The sequence below is a fragment of the Microbispora oryzae genome, assembly GCF_017896165.1.
Taxonomy (GTDB): domain Bacteria; phylum Actinomycetota; class Actinomycetes; order Streptosporangiales; family Streptosporangiaceae; genus Microbispora; species Microbispora oryzae.
This window is the reverse complement of record NZ_JAFCNB010000005.1, coordinates 22257-39829: the sequence shown is the minus strand read 5'-3', so window position 1 is coordinate 39829 and position 17573 is coordinate 22257. Positions and strand designations below refer to the sequence as shown.

General features: G+C 71.6%; 14 protein-coding genes. 11 read left to right on the top strand and 3 right to left on the bottom strand.

Translation table 11 applies throughout. The features are described from left to right. The first annotated feature begins 155 nt into the window (after window positions 1–155). Window positions 156–641 (top strand): hypothetical protein, encoded by a 486-nt coding sequence (locus JOL79_RS10845; protein WP_210155621.1) that lies wholly within the window; start codon window positions 156–158, stop codon window positions 639–641. 446 nt (window positions 642–1087) lie between these two features. On the opposite strand, the gene JOL79_RS10840 is transcribed toward JOL79_RS10845, so the two are convergent. Beyond that, entirely contained in the window at window positions 1088–2203 is a 1116-nt protein-coding gene (locus tag JOL79_RS10840; RefSeq protein WP_210155620.1) for an alpha/beta hydrolase family protein, read from the bottom strand. A 215-nt stretch (window positions 2204–2418) separates the two neighbouring features. On the opposite strand from JOL79_RS10840, the gene JOL79_RS10835 reads away from it, so the two are divergent. Next, entirely contained in the window at window positions 2419–4065 is a 1647-nt protein-coding gene (locus JOL79_RS10835; RefSeq protein WP_210155619.1) for an ABC-F family ATP-binding cassette domain-containing protein, read from the top strand. A 7-nt stretch (window positions 4066–4072) separates the two neighbouring features. Here JOL79_RS10835 and JOL79_RS10830 read toward each other — a convergent pair whose 3' ends face one another. Continuing rightward, window positions 4073–4882, bottom strand: coding sequence for an SAM-dependent methyltransferase (locus JOL79_RS10830; RefSeq protein WP_307848482.1), 810 nt, complete (start codon window positions 4880–4882; stop codon window positions 4073–4075). A 188-nt stretch (window positions 4883–5070) separates the two neighbouring features. Between JOL79_RS10830 and JOL79_RS10825 the strand changes: the two genes are divergently transcribed. From JOL79_RS10825 to JOL79_RS10810, 4 genes are all read left to right on the top strand, one after another. Next, complete coding sequence (locus JOL79_RS10825; protein WP_210155618.1) at window positions 5071–5844, top strand: hypothetical protein; 774 nt, start codon at window positions 5071–5073, stop codon at window positions 5842–5844. Between the two features lie 73 nt (window positions 5845–5917). Next, a complete protein-coding gene (locus JOL79_RS10820) occupies window positions 5918–7075 on the top strand; it encodes a saccharopine dehydrogenase NADP-binding domain-containing protein (protein ID WP_210155617.1) in 1158 nt (385 codons plus the stop codon). A 144-nt stretch (window positions 7076–7219) separates the two neighbouring features. Next, window positions 7220–9313, top strand: a complete 2094-nt coding sequence (locus JOL79_RS10815) for a sigma-70 family RNA polymerase sigma factor (protein WP_210155616.1) — start codon at window positions 7220–7222, stop codon at window positions 9311–9313. 76 nt (window positions 9314–9389) lie between these two features. After that, window positions 9390–10562 (top strand): C40 family peptidase, encoded by a 1173-nt coding sequence (locus tag JOL79_RS10810; protein ID WP_210155615.1) that lies wholly within the window; start codon window positions 9390–9392, stop codon window positions 10560–10562. A 1-nt stretch (window position 10563) separates the two neighbouring features. On the opposite strand, the gene JOL79_RS10805 is transcribed toward JOL79_RS10810, so the two are convergent. Further along, window positions 10564–11061, bottom strand: a complete 498-nt coding sequence (locus JOL79_RS10805) for an inorganic diphosphatase (protein WP_210155614.1) — start codon at window positions 11059–11061, stop codon at window positions 10564–10566. An 85-nt stretch (window positions 11062–11146) separates the two neighbouring features. Here JOL79_RS10805 and dacB point away from each other — a divergent pair, with 85 nt between their 5' ends. The 5 genes from dacB (at window position 11147) to ftsH (ending at window position 17570) form a co-directional block, all read left to right on the top strand. Further along, on the top strand, window positions 11147–12541 hold the full coding sequence (gene dacB / locus JOL79_RS10800; protein ID WP_307848481.1) for a D-alanyl-D-alanine carboxypeptidase/D-alanyl-D-alanine endopeptidase: 1395 nt from the start codon (window positions 11147–11149) through the stop codon (window positions 12539–12541). A 61-nt stretch (window positions 12542–12602) separates the two neighbouring features. Further along, window positions 12603–13661, top strand: a complete 1059-nt coding sequence (locus JOL79_RS10795) for an Rv3626c family coenzyme F420 biosynthesis-associated protein (protein WP_210155613.1) — start codon at window positions 12603–12605, stop codon at window positions 13659–13661. A gap of 64 nt (window positions 13662–13725) precedes the next feature. Further along, window positions 13726–14712, top strand: a complete 987-nt coding sequence (gene tilS / locus JOL79_RS10790) for a tRNA lysidine(34) synthetase TilS (protein ID WP_210155612.1) — start codon at window positions 13726–13728, stop codon at window positions 14710–14712. Between the two features lie 12 nt (window positions 14713–14724). Beyond that, window positions 14725–15282 carry a hypoxanthine phosphoribosyltransferase gene (gene hpt, locus JOL79_RS10785; RefSeq protein WP_307848480.1) on the top strand — a complete coding sequence of 186 codons (558 nt, stop codon included), beginning with the start codon at window positions 14725–14727 and terminating at the stop codon, window positions 15280–15282. Between the two features lie 284 nt (window positions 15283–15566). Further along, window positions 15567–17570 carry an ATP-dependent zinc metalloprotease FtsH gene (gene ftsH / locus JOL79_RS10780; RefSeq protein WP_210155611.1) on the top strand — a complete coding sequence of 668 codons (2004 nt, stop codon included), beginning with the start codon at window positions 15567–15569 and terminating at the stop codon, window positions 17568–17570. Window positions 17571–17573: the final 3 nt, after the last annotated feature.

Sequence of the window (17573 nt, the reverse complement as noted above, 5' to 3'; positions counted from 1 at the left end):
CGTCGTTCTCCACATTCGGCCTCCAACGTGCACTTGTACGCAGAACGGTGGGACGGGCCTTCCTAATGTGATGGTCGTCCGGAGCGGACAGCACCTCCACCGGACGCAGGAAGCGGTTCCCCCATCCCGAGCAGTCCCGTTCCAAGGAGATCACCATGCGCAAGCTCAGCAGCGTCCTCGCCGGCACGGTCCTCGCCGGCGCCCTGGCGGCCGGCGCCGCCGCGGCCCCGGCCCAGGCGGCCACCGCGAGCACCACGAGCACCGCGAGCGCGGCGTCGGCGTCGTCCGCGCAGTCCGCGCAGTACGTCAAGCACTGGTTCTCCGGCTACTCCTCCTTCGGGCGGGGCGAGTCCCGTGGGGAGCGGTCGTTCTACAAGGGCTACTGGTACTTCTCCGGCGGCCGCTACTACTTCGACATCACGGCCTGGGACCGTGACCGCGACGGCCAGTCGACCTACGTGGACTTCTGGTACCACGACGACCGGGGCTGGCACCTGGGCCACCGCTTCACCACCCGCGGCACGGGCGAGTGGCGCTTCTCCTACGGCCGGGGCGGCGGCTTCGACGGCTTCCGCGTCCACCTCGGCGAAGGCACCACCCGCGACCTCGATTGGGGCTCCTACTACCGCCACTCCTTCTGACCGTCCATCCCGCGCGGCGGGGTCGTGAGCCCCGCGACCGGTATCAGGGGCCCGTCCTCGCCCTCCCGGACGGCAAGGACGGTCCGGTCGCGATGATCGGCTCCCATCGCGCGACGTGGGTGGCTCAGCGGATCGCTGGGAGCCCGCGGCCGTAGAAACGCGAGGACCCCGGCGGGAGAATCTCCCGCCGGGGTCCCGCACGCATAGTGCCGGTGCCGGGTCGCCTCTCGGCGAAAGGCACAACGCGGCTCCAGCCGAACGGTAATCCGCGAAGGCAAATTAGGTGAGGCCCGGGGACACCTGCACACCGGTCACGCTTCATCAAACCACGTCTGGGGCCGAGATGTTCCCTCGCCGCGCGGCCGATTTCTGGGACTTCCGGAAGAAGGTGGACCCGCGTCACCCCTCCGGGCCCGTCCGGGCAGGTCAGACGGTCGCAAGGATGATCAGAGCGACGATGCGAAGGCCCTGAGCTCCCGTTCGTATCGCGCGGGGTCGACGTTCCACGAGCCGGTGTGCCCGCCCCCCGAGGTCCGCACCAGCCGTACGATGTCGGGCCTGATCCGGGCGAACTCCAGGGCCGGGCCGACCGGCACGGTGGCGTCGTCATCGTCGGCGAAGACCAGGGTGGGCGTCTTGAAGTCGCGGGCGTGCCGCAGGTGATCGAGCTCGTCGAAGGACAGGCCGGTACGCCGCTCGACGACCCACTCGCCGACCGAGACCATGAAGTGGGGCACGCCCATCTGCTCGGCCCCGAGCGCGATCGGCGAACGCCAGTCGAGCACCGGACTGTCGAGGATCATTCCCTTGATCGGGGCGTCCGGCAGGTTCCGCACGGTCATGGGGACGATCGCGCCACCCATCGACCAGCCGTAGAGGACGATCCCGGTCGCGCCGTGCGCCCTGGCGTAGGACACCGCGTCGGCCACGTCCTGCCATTCGGTCGCCCCGAGGTGGAGCTTGCCGTCCGGACTCGCGGGGGCGCCCTCGTCGTTCCGGTAGGCGATGCCCAGCACGGGCATCCCCAGGCTGTGGAAGACGGGCAGCACGCGCAGCGCCTCCGCGGGGTGGCCGTTGCGCCCGTGGACGGCGATCACCCAGGTCGGCGAGGTGCCCTCGGTCCGCCACCCGGGCAGGTCGCCGAGCGGGGAGGGGATCTTCACGTCCGTGTACGGCACGCCGGCGGCGGCCGGTGTCGCGTGACCCCACATCGAGCGGTCGAGGTAGGCCTGGACCCCCGGGCGCAGGTCGCCACGCACCACCTTCACGACCGTCCTGGTCACCGTCCCGGCCGCGGCCGAGATCACCGGACCGAGCACGGCGTTCCCGTCGGCCCAGGCCAGGCCGTACGTCCCGGGGGCGGCGGTGTCGGCGCCACCGGAGAGGGTGACCCGGTCGCCGGTCACGGCCGTCACCATGAGCGGATAGTCGGGGGTGTGCACCGGGTCGATCACCAGCCCGGAGTAGTACCACCCGGCGCCGCCGACCGTGACCAGGCCCACGGTCACGATCACCCCGGCGGACCACAGCAGGCGGCGCCGCCACAGTGAGTTCACGCGCATGACGTGAATCTACTTGTCCTTTTGCCGCCCTATAACCCGTTATGACCGGTCAGTACGGCCGCAGATGGGGTTCCATGCGAACACTTAGCGGCTAACCGTTCGTATGGCTCCGGGGTTTGAACACTTAGAGTGTCGGGGCCGGCGGCCGGCCGGGAAAACGGGATGCCGTGGGCGATCGTGATGGGTAGCCTGCGCGGGAATCCGAGGAGGAAACCGTGCCGCACGTCGAGGTCACCCATTTGACGTACGTCCTGCCGGATGGCAGGCCGTTGCTCGACGACGTCTCGTTCCGGGTCGGCGACGGCGTCAAGGCGGCGCTGGTCGGGCCGAACGGCGCGGGCAAGACGACCCTTCTCCGCCTGGTCTCTGGCGACCTGCGACCCATCGAGGGATCGGTGGCCCACTCGGGCGGCCTGGGCGTCATGCGCCAGTTCGTCGGCAGCCTGCGCGGCACCGGGCAGGCGACCCCCGGCGGCGACGGCCGCGACAGCCGTACCGTCCAGGATTTGCTGCTCAGCGTCGCGCCGGAGCGTGTGCGGCAGGCCGCGGCCCGCCTGCACGAGGCCGAGCTCGCGATGATGGAGCGCGAGGATGAGAAGACCCAGATGCGGTACGCCCAGGCGATCACCGATTACACGGACGCCGGGGGCTACGACATCGAGGTGCTCTGGGACGCGTGCACGGTCGCCGCGCTCGGGGCGCCGTACGACAACGTGAAATATCGGGATGTCGCGACGCTGTCCGGCGGTGAGCAGAAGCGGCTCGTGCTGGAGGCGCTGTTGCGCGGGCCCGACCAGGTGCTGCTGCTCGACGAGCCCGACAACTACCTCGACGTGCCGGGCAAGATCTGGCTGGAGCAGGCCCTGCGCGACACGCCCAAGACCGTGCTGCTGGTCTCGCACGACCGGCAGCTCCTCGCGAACGCCGCCGACCGGATCGTCACCGTCGAGTCGGGGAACGTGTGGATCCACGGCGGCGGCTTCGCCACGTACGCCGAGGCGCGCAGGGAGCGCAACGAACGGCTCGACGAGCTGCGCCGCCGCTGGGACGAGGAGCACGCCAAGCTCAGGCGGCTGGTCCTGATGCTCAAGCAGAAGGCGTCGAACAACGACGGGATGGCCCCGGCCTACCATGCGGCGCAGACCCGCCTGCGCAGGTTCGAGGAGGCCGGGCCGCCCGAGCTGGCGCCGAAGGACCAGTTCATCAGCATGCGCCTGCGCGGCGGCCGCACCGGCAAGCGGTCGGTGATCGCCGAAGGGCTGGAGCTGACCGGGCTGATGAAACCGTTCGACCTGGAGGTCTGGTACGGCGAGCGGCTCGCCGTCCTCGGCTCGAACGGATCGGGCAAGTCGCACTTCCTCCGCCTGCTCGCGGGGGAGGCGATCCGTCACACGGGGACGGCGCGGTTGGGGGCGCGGGTGGTGCCCGGGCACTTCGCCCAGACCCACGCCCGGCCGGAACTGCTCGGCCGGACCCCGTGCGAGATCGTCATGACCGAGCACGCCCGGCTGCGGAACGAGGCGATGAAGGCGCTCGCCCGCTACGAACTGGCCGGACGGATCGCGGACCAGCGGTTCGAGACGTTGTCGGGAGGCCAGCAGGCGCGCCTGCAGATCCTGTTGCTCGAACTCTCCGGCGCGACGCTCCTGCTGCTCGACGAGCCCACCGACAACCTCGACCTCGCCAGCGCCGAGGCGCTGCAGGAGGGCCTCGGCGCCTTCGCGGGGACCGTGCTCGCCGTGACGCACGACCGCTGGTTCGCGGCCGACTTCGACCGCTTCCTGGTGTTCGGCGCCGACGGCCGGGTGTACGAGTCGCCGGAACCGGTGTGGGACGAGAAACGGGTGGCCCGCGCCCGCTGACTCCGCGTCAGGGCTTGCGGCCCAGCCCGCAGAAGGCGTCGACCTCCTTCGGGATGCCCCAGGCGCTGTCCTCGGGCCGCCACCGCGACACGGACACGACACCGGGGTCCAGCAGGTCGAGGCCGTCGAAGAAGCGCTCGATCTGGGCGGGGGTCCGGGAGGTGTAGGGCGCGCCGCCCCGTTCGTCCCAGACCTGGATGGCCTCCTCCCGCGCGTCGCCGTGGACGACGCTGGTGCCGTCGTTGAGGGCCATGTAACTGCCGGACGGCAGGGCCGCGAGCAGCGTGCTCATGATCCCGTACGCCTGGTCGTTGTCGACCACGTTGCCCATGATGCCGAGCATCATGAGGCCGATCGGCCGGCTGAAGTCGAGCGTCCGGGCGGCCTCGGCGAGGATCCGGTCCGGGTCGCGGACGTCGGCGTCGATGTAGGCGGTGGCGCCCTCCGGGGTGCTGGTGAGCAGGGCTTCGGCGTGGACGAGCACCAGTGGGTCGTTGTCCACATAGACCACACGGGCCTCCGGCGCGATCCGCTGCGCGACCTCGTGCGTGTTGTTGTGGGTGGGCAGTCCGGTGCCGATGTCGAGGAACTGCCGGACGCCCGCATCGCGGGTCAGGTACGTGACCGCGCGGGCGAGGAACGCCCTGGACTGACGGGCCACCTCGATGATGTCGGGAAACACCTCGACGATCTTGTCGCCGATCTCCCGGTCGATGGCGTAGTGGTCCTTTCCGCCGACCCAGTAATTCCACATCCGGGCCGAATGCGGGACATCGGCGTCGATCCGGGGCGGTGGCGGGGTGCCGTAATCGGTCACGGGGCTGATCTCCTGTTGGGGAATGCCGGTTGACAGAGCCGTACGGCCATTCGATCACCGGCCTCGGGGTGGGAACAAGGCGGGAAAATTAGGTGAGGGCCGGTAAAGATAACGTCCGGGCCGCGCGTGTCCGAGGGATCGCCGTCCTATTCAGGGGTTATGACGGCTAAGTGACGCGACGTTGCCGAATGACGATCGCCCTGGCCATCGCCGCGACGGTGGTGGCCGGGTGCGCGAGCGACGGCGAGCGGCAGGACACCCGGCCGCTCGCCCTGAAGGAACAGGTCTCCTCGATCGTACGGTCGGGAGCCGGCTATCTGGTGAGCTGGGCCGGTCTGCTGGACAACCCCAACCGCTGGCATTTCGGCGAGAACGCGGTCGCCGTCGTCAGCGCGCTCGACGCCAGGGGCAAGGAGGTCGTCCACCTGGAGCAGCCGCTCGACGCGGTGCCGCCCGGACGGCCGCTGGCCTTCGCCGGCCAGGTGACGGCGGAGCAGCAGCCGGTCCGCGTGAAGATCGACTATCGACCGGCCACCTGGCGGCCGATCTCCCGGATCCCGTCCGCATTCCTGCGGTTCCCGGTTTCCGACGTGCGGACCGACCACCTGTCCGGTAACTCCTATCTCGTCACCGGCCACGTCGGCGACCCGTTCCGCAAGCGGGCGGGCGGCGTGGTGGTGACCGCGCTGCTGCGCGACGCGGCGGGCAAGCTGGTCGGCGGCGGCTCGGCGTACGTGAACGACATCGGCAGCGAGGCTCCGCGCCGCTTCGTCATCACGGTCGACGGGGTGACCGCCGCCGTGGCCAAGACCGACGTGATGGCCCGCACATGGGGCACGACCGCCGCGCCGTACATGGACCTGGTCGCCGCAGGGGCGGCTCCGGCGCACACGGTCATGCCGACGACCGAGCCCTTCGCGAAGGACCGCGGCTACTCGCCCATCGCCGACCGCAGTCAGTGAGCGGAGCGGGGGCCGCGCCACGGTCGCCGACCGCCGGCCGTGGGGGAAGGTGGGGGAGGTTTACCGTAACCGCATGACGACCTCCAGGATCGTGCTCTTCGGGGCCACCGGCTTCACCGGCCGGCTCACGGCCGAGGCGCTGGTCCGCCGGGGAGCCAGGCCGCTGCTGGTCGGCCGCGACCAGGGCAGGCTCGACGCGCTGGCGGCCGGCCTGTACGGCGCGCCGGGCGGCGGCACCCCGGGTGGCGGCGCTCCTGAGGGCGCTCCTGAGGCCGTTCCACCCACCGCGGTGGGCGACGCGAGCCGCCCCGCCTCGCTGCGGAGGATCGTCCAACCGGGAGACGTGCTGGTCACGACCGTCGGGCCGTTCCTGCGGCTGGGTGAGGCCGCGGTCGCCGCCGCGGTCGAGGCCGGGGCCGTCTACCTCGACAGCGCGGGGGAGCCCGCCTTCATCAAGCGGATCTTCCAGCGTTACGGCCCGGCCGCCGCCGCCCGGGGCGGGGCGCTTCTCACCGCTTTCGGGTACGACTGCGTGCCCGGCAACCTGGCCGCCGCGCTGGCCCTGGCCAAGGCTGGGCCGGCGGCCGCCCGCGTCGACGTGGGCTACTTCGTGCGGGGCCGGATGGCCCGCCGGCTGAGCGCGGGGACGCGCGCCTCCGCCATCGGCGCCGTCCTCGAGCCGTCGTACGGCTTCCGCCAGGGCCGCATCGTCCGCGACCGAACCCGTACGCGGCTCTTCCTGGTCGGCGGCCGCCGGCGGCGCGGGCTGTCGATGGGCGCGTCCGAGCACTTCACGCTCCCGCCCGTTCACCCCGGGCTGCGCGAGATCAACGTCTACTTCGGCTGGCTCGGCCCGTTGACGCGGCCCGCCGCCGTCGTCGCCCGGGCGGCTCCCCTGATCGCCGCGGTGCCCGGGGCCCGGCGCGCGGCGGACGCGCTCGCCGATCGGGTGATCCGTACCGGACGCGGCGGCGCCACCGCCGGGCCCGGCGTGCGGTCGCGGATCGTGGCCGAGGTGTACGACGAGAACGGCCGGCCGCTGGCCGTCGTCGAACTGGAGGGCGGCGACCCGTACGACTTCACGGCACGCCTTCTGGCCTGGGCGGCGACGACCGCCCTGACCCGCGGAGTGCGGGGCACGGGCGCCCTCGGGCCGGTCGACGCTTTCGGCCTGGAGGCGCTCGTGGAGGGCTGTGCCGAGGCCGGGCTCGTGACACGGGAACGCCACTGACGGCCCTCGCCGAATAAATCCCGAAAAGAGCGGAAAATGCGGTCAGATGCCTGCGCGGGCAAATGCCAAATGTCGTCGACGTAGTCACGCGAGTTCGCGAGAATCGGTAGAGCGGGTAGTTACCAAGCATTTACGCTCAGTTATATGAACGATGGTGTCCTGGCAGAGGCGTTGCGCGCTCGTGATCCGGGAGCTCTGGCCGCGCTCTATGACACCTATGCGGAGAACATCTACCGATACTGCCGGGTCATGCTTCCCGGCCCGGACGCCGCGCAGGTCGCGCTGCGCGACACGCTGATCGCGGCGGAGGCGCTCGTCGGCTCGCTCGCGGACCGCGACGGGTTCCGCACCTGGCTGTACGCGCTGGCGCGGGGGGAGTGTCTGCGCCGCCGTACGGCGCCGGTCTCCGTCTCCGGTGACGCCCCGGCCGCCGGGGGTGCCCGGCCGCCGGACGACGGGGGGCCGGCTCGGGCCGACACCCCGCCCGCCGGGTTCCCGATCCTTTCCGCGGATCCGTCCGGTCCTGGCGGCGGGTTCGGCGGCGCCCCCGACAGCGGGGCCGAGGCGGACCTGCGCTCGGTCGCGCGGAGCGCCGTGGCGAGCCTGTCCGTGGACGACCGCGAGCTCCTTGAGCTGTCCGCCCGTCATGACATGTCCCCGGCGGAGCTGGCCGCCGTTGTCGGCGCCGGGCAGCGTCACACGGACGCCCTGCTCCAGGCGGCGACCGACCGCCTGCGCGAGGCGATCACCGTCGAGCTCGTCGCCCGCGGCAGCGCACGGGAGTGCGAGTGGGTCGGCGCCACCGTCGGCGAGTCTCCGGATGGGCTCACCCGGGCGCAGCGTGAGCGGCTCCGCAAGCACCTGATCCGTTGCGAGACCTGCTCGCGCCACCGGATGAGGCAGGTCTCGCCGGCCAAGGTCTTCTCGCTGCTGCCCCAGGTGGCCCTGCCGGAGACGCTGCGGGTCCGGGTGCTGAGCGCGTTCATCGATCCGGAGCTGGTGCCCTATCGGCGCTTCGTCGCCAAGCGGGTCGGCTCCCTCGACGCCGCGGGCTACCCCCGGGCCCGGTGCATCCGCCAGGAGGGCCGGCTGGCGCAGGCCATCGCGGGAACGGTGGCCGCCGTCGCGACCGTGGCGGCGATCGCGCTGGTCTTCGCCCAGTTCGCCGACGGCCGCGACGACATCGCGGCGATATCGCCCCGATGGGTGCCGAGCTCCGGCGCCGGCGTCACCCCCGGCGTGACGCCGGCCCCCGGAAACGCGGAGAGCGCGGGAGACGCCGGAAACGCGGAAAACTCCGACGGGAAGGGGTCGGGTGCCGGCGCCACGGGCAGTTCCCCCGTGTCGCGTGATGTGGCCGAGCCTGTGATCCCGGTCGTCCCGGCGGGGCCGGTTCCGCTGCCGCGCCCGGCGCCTCCGCCCACGCCCAGCCGCGCGCCGGTCACCCATCCGCCGTCCAGTGCCTCGCCCCGGCCGACCGCCGGGACCTCCGGGCCGACGCCCATGCCGCCGTCCCCGGGGGACGACGACGAGCCGACCTCCGTGCCGACCGTCACGATCAGCCCGCCCGGCGACGGGCACGCGGGCGGCCCGCCGCCCGCGCACTGGCCGGGCCGCCCCCCGCGTCCGGGGCCGCCTCCCGCGCACTGGTCGTGGCATCCGCGTCCCGGTGGCTCTCCCGGGCGCGATCACCAGCATCATCCCCAGCCGGGCCACGACTGTCCGTCGCCGGTGCCGTCCCCCGCTCCGAACGCCTCCGCGCCGCCGCGGAGCCCGTCCGCCCCCGGGCGCGGCGGGCCCGCCGGAAACCGTCCGGCGAGGCGGGGCGAGACGCCCCGCGACCACGATCGCGCTCGGACGGACGACCACGCGTCCGGCCGTTCCGCCGACGCGGCCCTCCGGCGGCACGGCTATCCGCGTCACCCCACCACCCCCGGCCCGGTGAACGGCGGGACCGCGGGGCGTGCCACCGGACAGCGATCTACGGGACAGCCGCCTACCGGAAAGCCGTCCACGGGACGGCGCGACACCGCTGATCGGGCCGCCACGGGCGACCGGGCGGCGGATCGCGGAGCGGGGGAGCACGGAGCGACGGAGCGCGGCGCGGGAGAGCCGCGCGGCCCGGCCCATGACGGGTGGCCGGGCGACTCCCCGAGTGCCCGTGACCCCCGCGACGACGCCGGGGACCGCCGGGCGGGCGGATCACCCGAAAACGGGCGATCTACCACATACAACTGATTACTGTCCGTATCTTAAATGTGTACGCTGAGTGATCGGCGGGAAGTGAGGGGAGTGGAGCAAGGAAGGGGTAGGAATGACACTCCTCAGAGCATCGGGCCTGGTCGCCGGGCTCGGGTCGGGTCTCATCCTGACCCTGGGCGTCCCGGCCGGGGCTGATCGGGGGCCGTCGGTCAAAGACGTCGCCAAGGCCCGGGAACAGGCCCGGGACCAGGCGCGCGAGCTGGGCAAGGCCGAGGCGGATCTCGCCGTGGCTCAGGCGCGGCAGGAAAACCTGGCCACCGACGCGGAGCGGCTCGTCGAGGCGTACAACGGCGAGCTGGTACGGCTGCGGAACGCGCAGGACGCCTACGAGCGGGCCAACGAGCGGTCGGCGCAGGCCGGGGACGTCTTCCAGCGGATGCGGGCGTCGATCGCCGCGCGGGCCGCGACCGGAGAGATGTCGCTGTCGCCGGCCATGGGGGCCGTGATGGCCGGCTGGGGCGATGTCCCGGGATTCCTGAACAGGGCGAGCCTGTTCGCCCAGCTGGGCGAGGAACAGGCGGCGTCGCTCGAACAGCTGCGGGACGCCCAGAGGGTCTACGACATCCTCCGGACCCAGGCGTCACAGGCGTACGCGGAGCAGTCGCGCACCGCGGAACAGGTGCGTCTGGCCAAGGAGGCCGCCGAGAGGGCGGTCCAGGAGCAGCAGTCGCGGACACAGCAGATGGAACAGGACAAACAGGAGATCTCCCGGCGGCTCGACGCCGCGCGGTCCAAGGTCGACCGGCTCCGCAGGGCCAGGGAGGAGTTCCGGCTCTCCAGACAGGGGAAGTCCGGGAGCCGGGCCGTGGTCCGCCGAAAAAGCATCGCCATACCGTCGTGGGCCGGTCGGCTGGGCGCGGGACGGGGCGGCATGGCGGCGGAATGGGCGCTGAAACAGCTCGGGAAACCCTACGTGTGGGCCGCGGCGGGCCCCTCCGGATTCGACTGCTCGGGGCTCACCATGCGGGCCTGGCAGCGGGCGGGGGTGTCACTCGACCACTGGACCGGCACCCAGTGGAGCGCCGGGCGGCACGTCTCCCTGAAACAGTTGCGCTCCGGCGATCTCCTCTTCTACGGCCGGTTGAGCCGCAATCCCGGCACCATTCACCACGTGGGCATCTACATCGGCCGGGGACTGATGGTCCACGCCCCCCAGACGGGGGACGTGGTGCGCATCTCGCCGATCTACCGGCGTGATCTCGTGGGCGCCACCCGGCCCGGATAGGTCAGTGCTCCTGACCTTCCTCCTCCTCGAACCGCTTGATCGAGGCGACGATCTCCGCTTCGGCCTCCGTACGGCCCACCCAGTTGGCCCCCTCCACGGACTTGCCGGGCTCGAGGTCCTTGTAGACCTCGAAGAAGTGCTGGATCTCCAGCCGGTCGAACTCCCCGACGTGGTGGATGTCCTGGATGTGTTCCATCCGCGGATCGGTGGCGGGCACGCACAGCACCTTGTCGTCGCCGCCCTTCTCGTCGGTCATCCGGAACATCCCGACCGCCCGGCACTTGATCAGGCACCCGGGGAAGGTCGGCTCCTGGAGCAGGACGAGCGCGTCGAGCGGGTCCCCGTCCTCACCGAGGGTGTCCTCGATGAAACCGTAGTCGGCGGGGTATTGAGTCGAGGTGAAGAGCAGGCGGTCCAGGCGGATGCGGCCGGTCTTGTGGTCCACTTCGTACTTGTTCCGTTGCCCCTTGGGAATCTCAACGACGACGTCGAACTCCACTGGTTCCTCCGCTCAAGCCCCCGGTCTCCCGGGCTGGCGTTAATGTCTCGTAAGCGTGTTCCGGTCGGCGCGAAATGAGGGTGTCGTGGTGCGACGTGAGCGGTGGACGGCGGTGGCCACCCTCGCCCTGCTGCAGATCTTCGTCGTCCTGGCGGCCGGCTATCTGATCACGCACGGCGTGCCAGGGACGCCGACCCCGATCGCGTCTCCGAAACCCACCCCGACTCCCCTGGTCACCGCGGGTCCGGTGCTGGCCGCGGCGGAGGACGGGGCTCTCCCCGCCAAGGGTACTTTGACCACGCGGCTCCGCGGTGCCATGGGGGACCCGGCACTCGGCGGCCGGGCCGCCGGCGTGGTCATGGACGCCAGGACCGGGACGGTCCTGTTCGACGGCGGCGCGTCCACCGCGCTGCGGCCGGCGTCGACCACCAAGGTCGTCACCGCGGTGGCCGCGCTGGCCTCGGCCGGCCCGGATCGGCGGCTCGCCACGACGGTGGTGCGGGGCGCGGCCCCGGGGTCGATCGTCCTGGTCGGCGGTGGCGATCCCACGCTCGCCGGGCCCACCTCCGTGGGCGGTTCTGAATGGTCGGCCAGTGACGTCTACCCGCGGCCCGCCTCGCTGGCGCAGCTCGCCTCCCGTACGGCGAAGGCGCTCAAGGCGGCGGGCGTCACCTCGGTGGACCTGTCGTACGACTCCTCCCTTTTCTCCGGGCCGGTCACGGCGCCCGGCTGGAAGCCGACCTACATCCCGGAGGGCAGCGCGGCCCCGGTCACCGCGCTCACCATGGACGAGGGCAGGTCGCCCGCCGGACCGAGGTACGCCGACCCGCCCAAGGCCACCGCGGACGCCTTCGCCGCCCTGCTCAAGAAGAACGGGATCAAGGTCGGCGCGGGGGTGCGGGCGGGCCGGGCGCGGGCCGGGGCCGCAGAACTGGCGCGGGTCGAGTCGCCGCCGCTCTACGCGCTGGTCGAGCGGATGCTCACGCTCAGCGACAACGACCTCGCCGAGGCGATGTCCCGCCAGGTCGCGATCGCCGAGGGGCTGCCGCACACCTTCGAGGGCGAGGTGGCGGCCGTCCACCGGGTGCTGACCCGCCTGGGGGCCGACCAGGGAATCGAGATCCACGACGGCAGCGGCCTGTCCACCCGCAACCACATCACCCCCACGGCGCTGGCCCGCCTCCTGGCGGTCGCCTCGTCGCCCGCGCATCCCGAGTTGCACTCGCTGATCAGCGGTCTGCCGGTCGCCGGCTTCACCGGGACCCTGCACGGCCGGTACGGCAGGGCCGATTCGCGGGCCGCGGCCGGATTGGTGCGCGCCAAGACGGGCACTCTCTCGGGCGTGAACACCCTTGCCGGAATCGCGTACACGCCCGACGGGCGGCTGCTCTCGTTCGCCTTCATGGCGAACGACGTGACCAACCCGCCGGGGGCGGTCGCCGCGCTGGACAAGATGGCCACGATCGTCTCGCAGAGCTGACCGTGCCGGCCGGATGCGTCCACGCGCGCGGCGCGAGCGGGCAGAACGTACGGTGGTGGGTATGCAGGTGATCGACTGGGAGTTGGCCGTCGCTACCGGTGTCCGGCTCGTGCGCCCCGGGCCGCAGGTGACCCGCGAGGAGGCCCGGCAGGCCGTCGCGGAGCTCCGGCGGCTGTCCAGGGACGCCGAGGGGCACGTGCGGGAGTTCACCCGGATCGACTCGGCCACGCCGGAGGCCGCCACGGTGGTCGACCGGCCGGGTTGGATCCGGGCCAACGTGGACGGGTTCCGCGTGGTCCTGGAGCCCCTGACCGAGAAGATGTCGGCGGCGTCGACGATGCCGGCCGTCGTCGGCGCGGTGGGCTCACGCATCACCGGCATCGAGGTGGGCGCCGTGCTGGCGTTCCTCGCCTCCCGGGTGCTGGGGCAGTATGAGCTGTTCCTCCCGCCCGACCCCTCGGGCGCCGCGCCGACCGGGCGCCTCACGCTCGTCGCGCCCAACATCGTCCACGCTGAGCGGGAGCTCGGCGTCGACGCCCGCGACTTCCGCCTCTGGGTCTGCCTGCACGAGGAGACCCACCGGGTGCAGTTCACCGGGGTGCCCTGGCTGCGCGAGTACGTCCGCGGGCAGATGACCGAGTTCCTGCTCGCCTCGGAGATAGACCTCACCACCCTGCTCGAACGGCTGCGCGCCGCCTCCGACGCGGTGGCCGACGCCTTCAGGGGCGGCGAGGGCAACCTGATCGAGGCGATCCAGACGCCCGAGCAGAAGGCCGTCCTCGATCGGGTGACGGCGGTGATGACCCTGGTCGAGGGGCACGGCGACTACGTCATGGACGCCGTGGGGCCCTCGGTGGTCCCGTCGGTGGCCGACATCAGGGCCAAGTTCCAGCGCCGCCGCGAGGGGGGCTCCCGGATGGACCAGCTCATCCGGCGGCTGCTCGGCATCGAGCTCAAGATGAAGCAGTACGCCGAGGGGTCCAGGTTCGTGCGCACCGTGGTCGAGGAGGCCGGGATGGACGCGTTCAACCGCGTCTGGACCTCGCCCGAGACGCTGCCCGACCGGCAGGAGATCGCCGACCCGAACGCCTGGATGTCACGCGTCCTCGCCACCGCCTGATCGGCTCACTGACCGGTCCGCCGACCGGGCGCGGGCACCCGTGCGGAGTGGACACAATGGCTGCATGGGCCCGCATCCCGCCGTCGCAGACGTCCGACGTGCCGTACGGCTGTGCCTCGCCGACCTGGCGCCCGGAGCGCTGGTCCTGGTGGCGTGCAGCGGCGGGGCCGACTCGCTGGCGCTGGCCGCGGCCACCGGCTTCACGGTCCCCCGGATGGGGCTGCGCGCCGGCCTGCTGACCGTCGACCACCGGCTGCAGGAGGGCTCCGCCGCGCGGGCCGCCGAGCTCGTACGGCTCGCGCCGTCGCTCGGCCTCGACCCGGCCGAGGCTCTCGCGGTCACGGTGGGCCGGGCCGGCGGCCCGGAGGCGGCGGCCCGCGACGCCCGCTACGGGGCACTGTCCGAGGCCGGTGAACGGCTCGGCGCGGCCGCCGTGCTGCTCGGCCACACCCTCGACGACCAGGCGGAGACCGTGCTCCTGCGGCTGGCCAGGGGCAGCGGCACCAGGTCGCTGTCGGGCATGCCGCAGGTTTCCGGCCTCTACCGGCGGCCTCTGCTGGAGCTCGGCCGGGCCAGGACGCGGGAGGCGTGCGCAGCCCTCGGCCTGCGGCCCTGGGATGATCCACACAACGCCGACCCGGCGTACGGCAGGGTGCGGGTCAGGCTCGACGCACTGCCGGCGCTGGAGGCGGCGCTGGGGCCGGGGGTGGCCGAGGCCCTCGCCCGTACGGCGCGGCTGTGCCGCGACGACGCGGACGCCCTGGACCGGTGGGCGGAGGAGGTCCACGCCAAGGCGCGCGGGCCGCGGGGCGAGCTGGAGGTCGCCGTCCTGGCGGATCTGCCGGCCGCCGTCCGGCGCCGGGTGATCCAGCGCGCGGCGATCGAGGCGGGCGCCCCGGCGTCGGCGGTCGCCGCCGTGCACATCGAGGCGGTCGACCGGCTGGTCACGGCCTGGCGGGGGCAGAAGGCCGTGCGCCTACCCGGGGGGGTGGGTGCCGTCAGGCGCTGTGGCACCCTGATACTCGCCGTCGACAATGCCTCACTCTCGTAAGGAAAACCCCAGGTGGATGCAGCCGACATGGGCAGGGACCTCGCCAGCGTCCTCATCCCGGAAGAAGACCTCCAGGCGAAGGTAAAGGAGCTCGCGGGTCAGATCGACGTTGACTACGCGGGCCACGAGCTGTTGATCGTGGGCGTCCTCAAGGGCGCCGTCATGGTCATGGCCGACCTCGCCAGGGCACTGCACATTCCGGTGCAGATGGACTGGATGGCCGTGTCGTCCTACGGCGCGGGGACCAAGTCGTCCGGCGTCGTCCGGGTGCTGAAGGACCTCGACACCGACATCGAGGGACGTCATGTGCTGGTCGTCGAGGACATCATCGACTCGGGGCTGACGCTCTCGTGGCTGTTGAACAACCTCAGGTCGCGGAATCCGGCGAGCGTGGAGATCTGCACGCTCCTGCGCAAGCCCGACGCCCTGAAGGTCCCGATGGATGTCCGGTACGTCGGATTCGACATTCCCAACGAGTTCGTCATCGGGTTCGGCCTCGATTACGCGGAGCGGTACCGGAATCTCCCGTTCATCGGGACCCTCGCGCCCCATGTGTACGGGGGCGAGTAAGCCGGAGGAAGTAAGCCCTAAGCGAAGTGGCCCGTAGGACGCACGTTATTTGATCCCTGCTCCGGGAACACGTCATTGGCTGACGTACGTTGGAAGGGCAAAGCCGGAGCCGCGCGGGCAGTTACCCCACGCGGCCGCCGGGTGTACCTTCGGATATCCGTGGCAGGCCGCCGGGCGGCACGTCGCGGGTGGACAGAAGGAGCGGTAAGGGATGCCGCGACCCCGGGATTTCCCGGGGTAGGCCTTGGTCAGGAAGGGACGGGCCCGCCGGGGTTCCGCAACGGATGGATCTCAAGCGATTTACACGTGGCCCACTGCTGTGGATCCTGGGCATCGTATTGCTACTCCTGCTCGTCAGCTCGATGCTCGGCGGGGGCGGTGACTACGCGACCGCCGACACCTCCACCGTTGTGCAGCAGATCCAGCAGCACAACGTCAGAAGCGCGACCGTGGTCGACAAGGACCAGCGGGTCCAGGTCACCCTCAAGACCCCGATCGACGTGGGCGGCAAGCGCGTCGACCGGATCCAGGCCCCCTGGGTCGAGGGGCAGGGCGTCCAGCTGACCCAGGCGCTTCAGACGGCCCAGCCGGAAAAGGGCTGGACGGTCGAGGTGCCCAAGGAGAACTTCCTGGTCAGCCTCCTGATCAGCTTCCTTCCAGTGATCATCATCGTCCTGCTCTTCCTGTTCATCATGAACCAGATGCAGGGCGGCGGCTCCCGGGTGATGAACTTCGGGAAGTCCCGGGCCAAGCTGATCACCAAGGACACCCCCAAGACGACGTTCGCCGACGTCGCGGGCGCGGACGAGGCCATCGAGGAGCTCCAGGAGATCAAGGAGTTCCTGCAGGCCCCGGCCAAGTTCCAGGCCATCGGCGCCAAGATCCCCAAGGGCGTCCTCCTGTACGGCCCGCCCGGCACCGGCAAGACGCTGCTCGCCAGGGCGGTCGCGGGTGAGGCCGGCGTGCCGTTCTACTCGATCTCCGGTTCCGACTTCGTCGAGATGTTCGTCGGCGTCGGCGCCTCCCGGGTCCGCGACCTGTTCGAGCAGGCCAAGGCCAACGCCCCGGCGATCATCTTCATCGACGAGATCGACGCCGTCGGACGGCACCGCGGCGCGGGTCTCGGCGGCGGCCACGACGAGCGCGAGCAGACCCTCAACCAGCTCCTCGTCGAGATGGACGGCTTCGACGTGAAGGGCGGCGTGATCCTCATCGCCGCGACCAACCGGCCCGACATCCTCGACCCCGCCCTGCTGCGTCCCGGACGGTTCGACCGGCAGGTCGTCATCGACCGCCCGGACCTCGAGGGCCGCAAGGGCATCCTGCGGGTCCACGGCCGGGGCAAGCCCTTCGCCCAGGACGTCGACCTCGACGTGATCGCGCGCCGCACGCCCGGCTTCACCGGCGCCGACCTGGCGAACGTGATCAACGAGGCGGCCCTGCTGACTGCCCGCCAGGACCAGAAGCTCATCACGATGAGCACCCTTGAGGAGTCCATCGACCGCGTGATGGCCGGTCCCGAGCGCAAGTCCCGGGTCATGTCGGACCAGGAGAAGAAGATCATCGCGTACCACGAGGGCGGACACGCCCTGGTGGCCCACGCGCTGCCCAACTCCGACCCGGTCCACAAGATCACGATCCTGTCGCGTGGCCGCGCCCTCGGATACACGATGACGCTGCCGATGGAGGACAAGTTCCTCGCGACCAGGTCGGAGATGATGGACCAGCTCGCCATGCTGCTCGGCGGCCGGACGGCGGAGGAGCTCGTCTTCCACGAGCCCACCACCGGAGCGTCCAACGACATCGAGAAGGCCACGTCGATCGCCCGGCGGATGGTCACCGAGTACGGCATGAGCGAGCGGCTCGGCGCCCGCAAGTTCGGCAGCGGCAACGGCGAGGTCTTCCTCGGCCGTGAGATGGGCCACGAGCGCGACTACTCGGAGCAGATCGCCTCGGCGATCGACGAGGAGGTGCGCCGTCTCATCGAGAGCGCGCACGATCAGGCGTGGGAGATCCTGGTCCAGTACCGGGACGTCCTCGACAACCTGGTGCTGGAGCTGATGGAGAAGGAGACGCTCTCTCGCGAGCAGGTCCTGCAGATCTTCTCGCCGGTCGTCCCCAAGGAGAAGCGGCCGTCCTACGCCGGCTACGGCAAGCGCCTCCCGTCCGACCGGCCCCCGGTGATCACGCCGAAGGAGCGGGCGAACGGCAACGGCTCCGCGCTGCCCGCGGGCAACGCGCCCGCTCCGTGGCTGAACGACCAGGCGACCCAGCGGGACGAGGCCTGACCC

Bases quoted from the DNA above. Each gene is read 5' to 3' on its own strand.
- JOL79_RS10845 (WP_210155621.1), top strand. From the start codon at position 156: ATGCGCAAGCTCAGCAGCGTCCTCGCCGGCACGGTCCTCGCCGGCGCC.
- JOL79_RS10825 (WP_210155618.1), top strand. From the start codon at position 5,071: ATGACGATCGCCCTGGCCATCGCCGCGACGGTGGTGGCCGGGTGCGCG.
- JOL79_RS10815 (WP_210155616.1), top strand. From the start codon at position 7,220: ATGAACGATGGTGTCCTGGCAGAGGCGTTGCGCGCTCGTGATCCGGGA.
- JOL79_RS10810 (WP_210155615.1), top strand. From the start codon at position 9,390: ATGACACTCCTCAGAGCATCGGGCCTGGTCGCCGGGCTCGGGTCGGGT.
- ftsH (WP_210155611.1), top strand. From the start codon at position 15,567: ATGGATCTCAAGCGATTTACACGTGGCCCACTGCTGTGGATCCTGGGC.
- JOL79_RS10795 (WP_210155613.1), top strand. From the start codon at position 12,603: ATGCAGGTGATCGACTGGGAGTTGGCCGTCGCTACCGGTGTCCGGCTC.
- JOL79_RS10820 (WP_210155617.1), top strand. From the start codon at position 5,918: ATGACGACCTCCAGGATCGTGCTCTTCGGGGCCACCGGCTTCACCGGC.
- JOL79_RS10840 (WP_210155620.1), bottom strand. From the start codon at position 2,203: ATGCGCGTGAACTCACTGTGGCGGCGCCGCCTGCTGTGGTCCGCCGGG.
- tilS (WP_210155612.1), top strand. From the start codon at position 13,726: ATGGGCCCGCATCCCGCCGTCGCAGACGTCCGACGTGCCGTACGGCTG.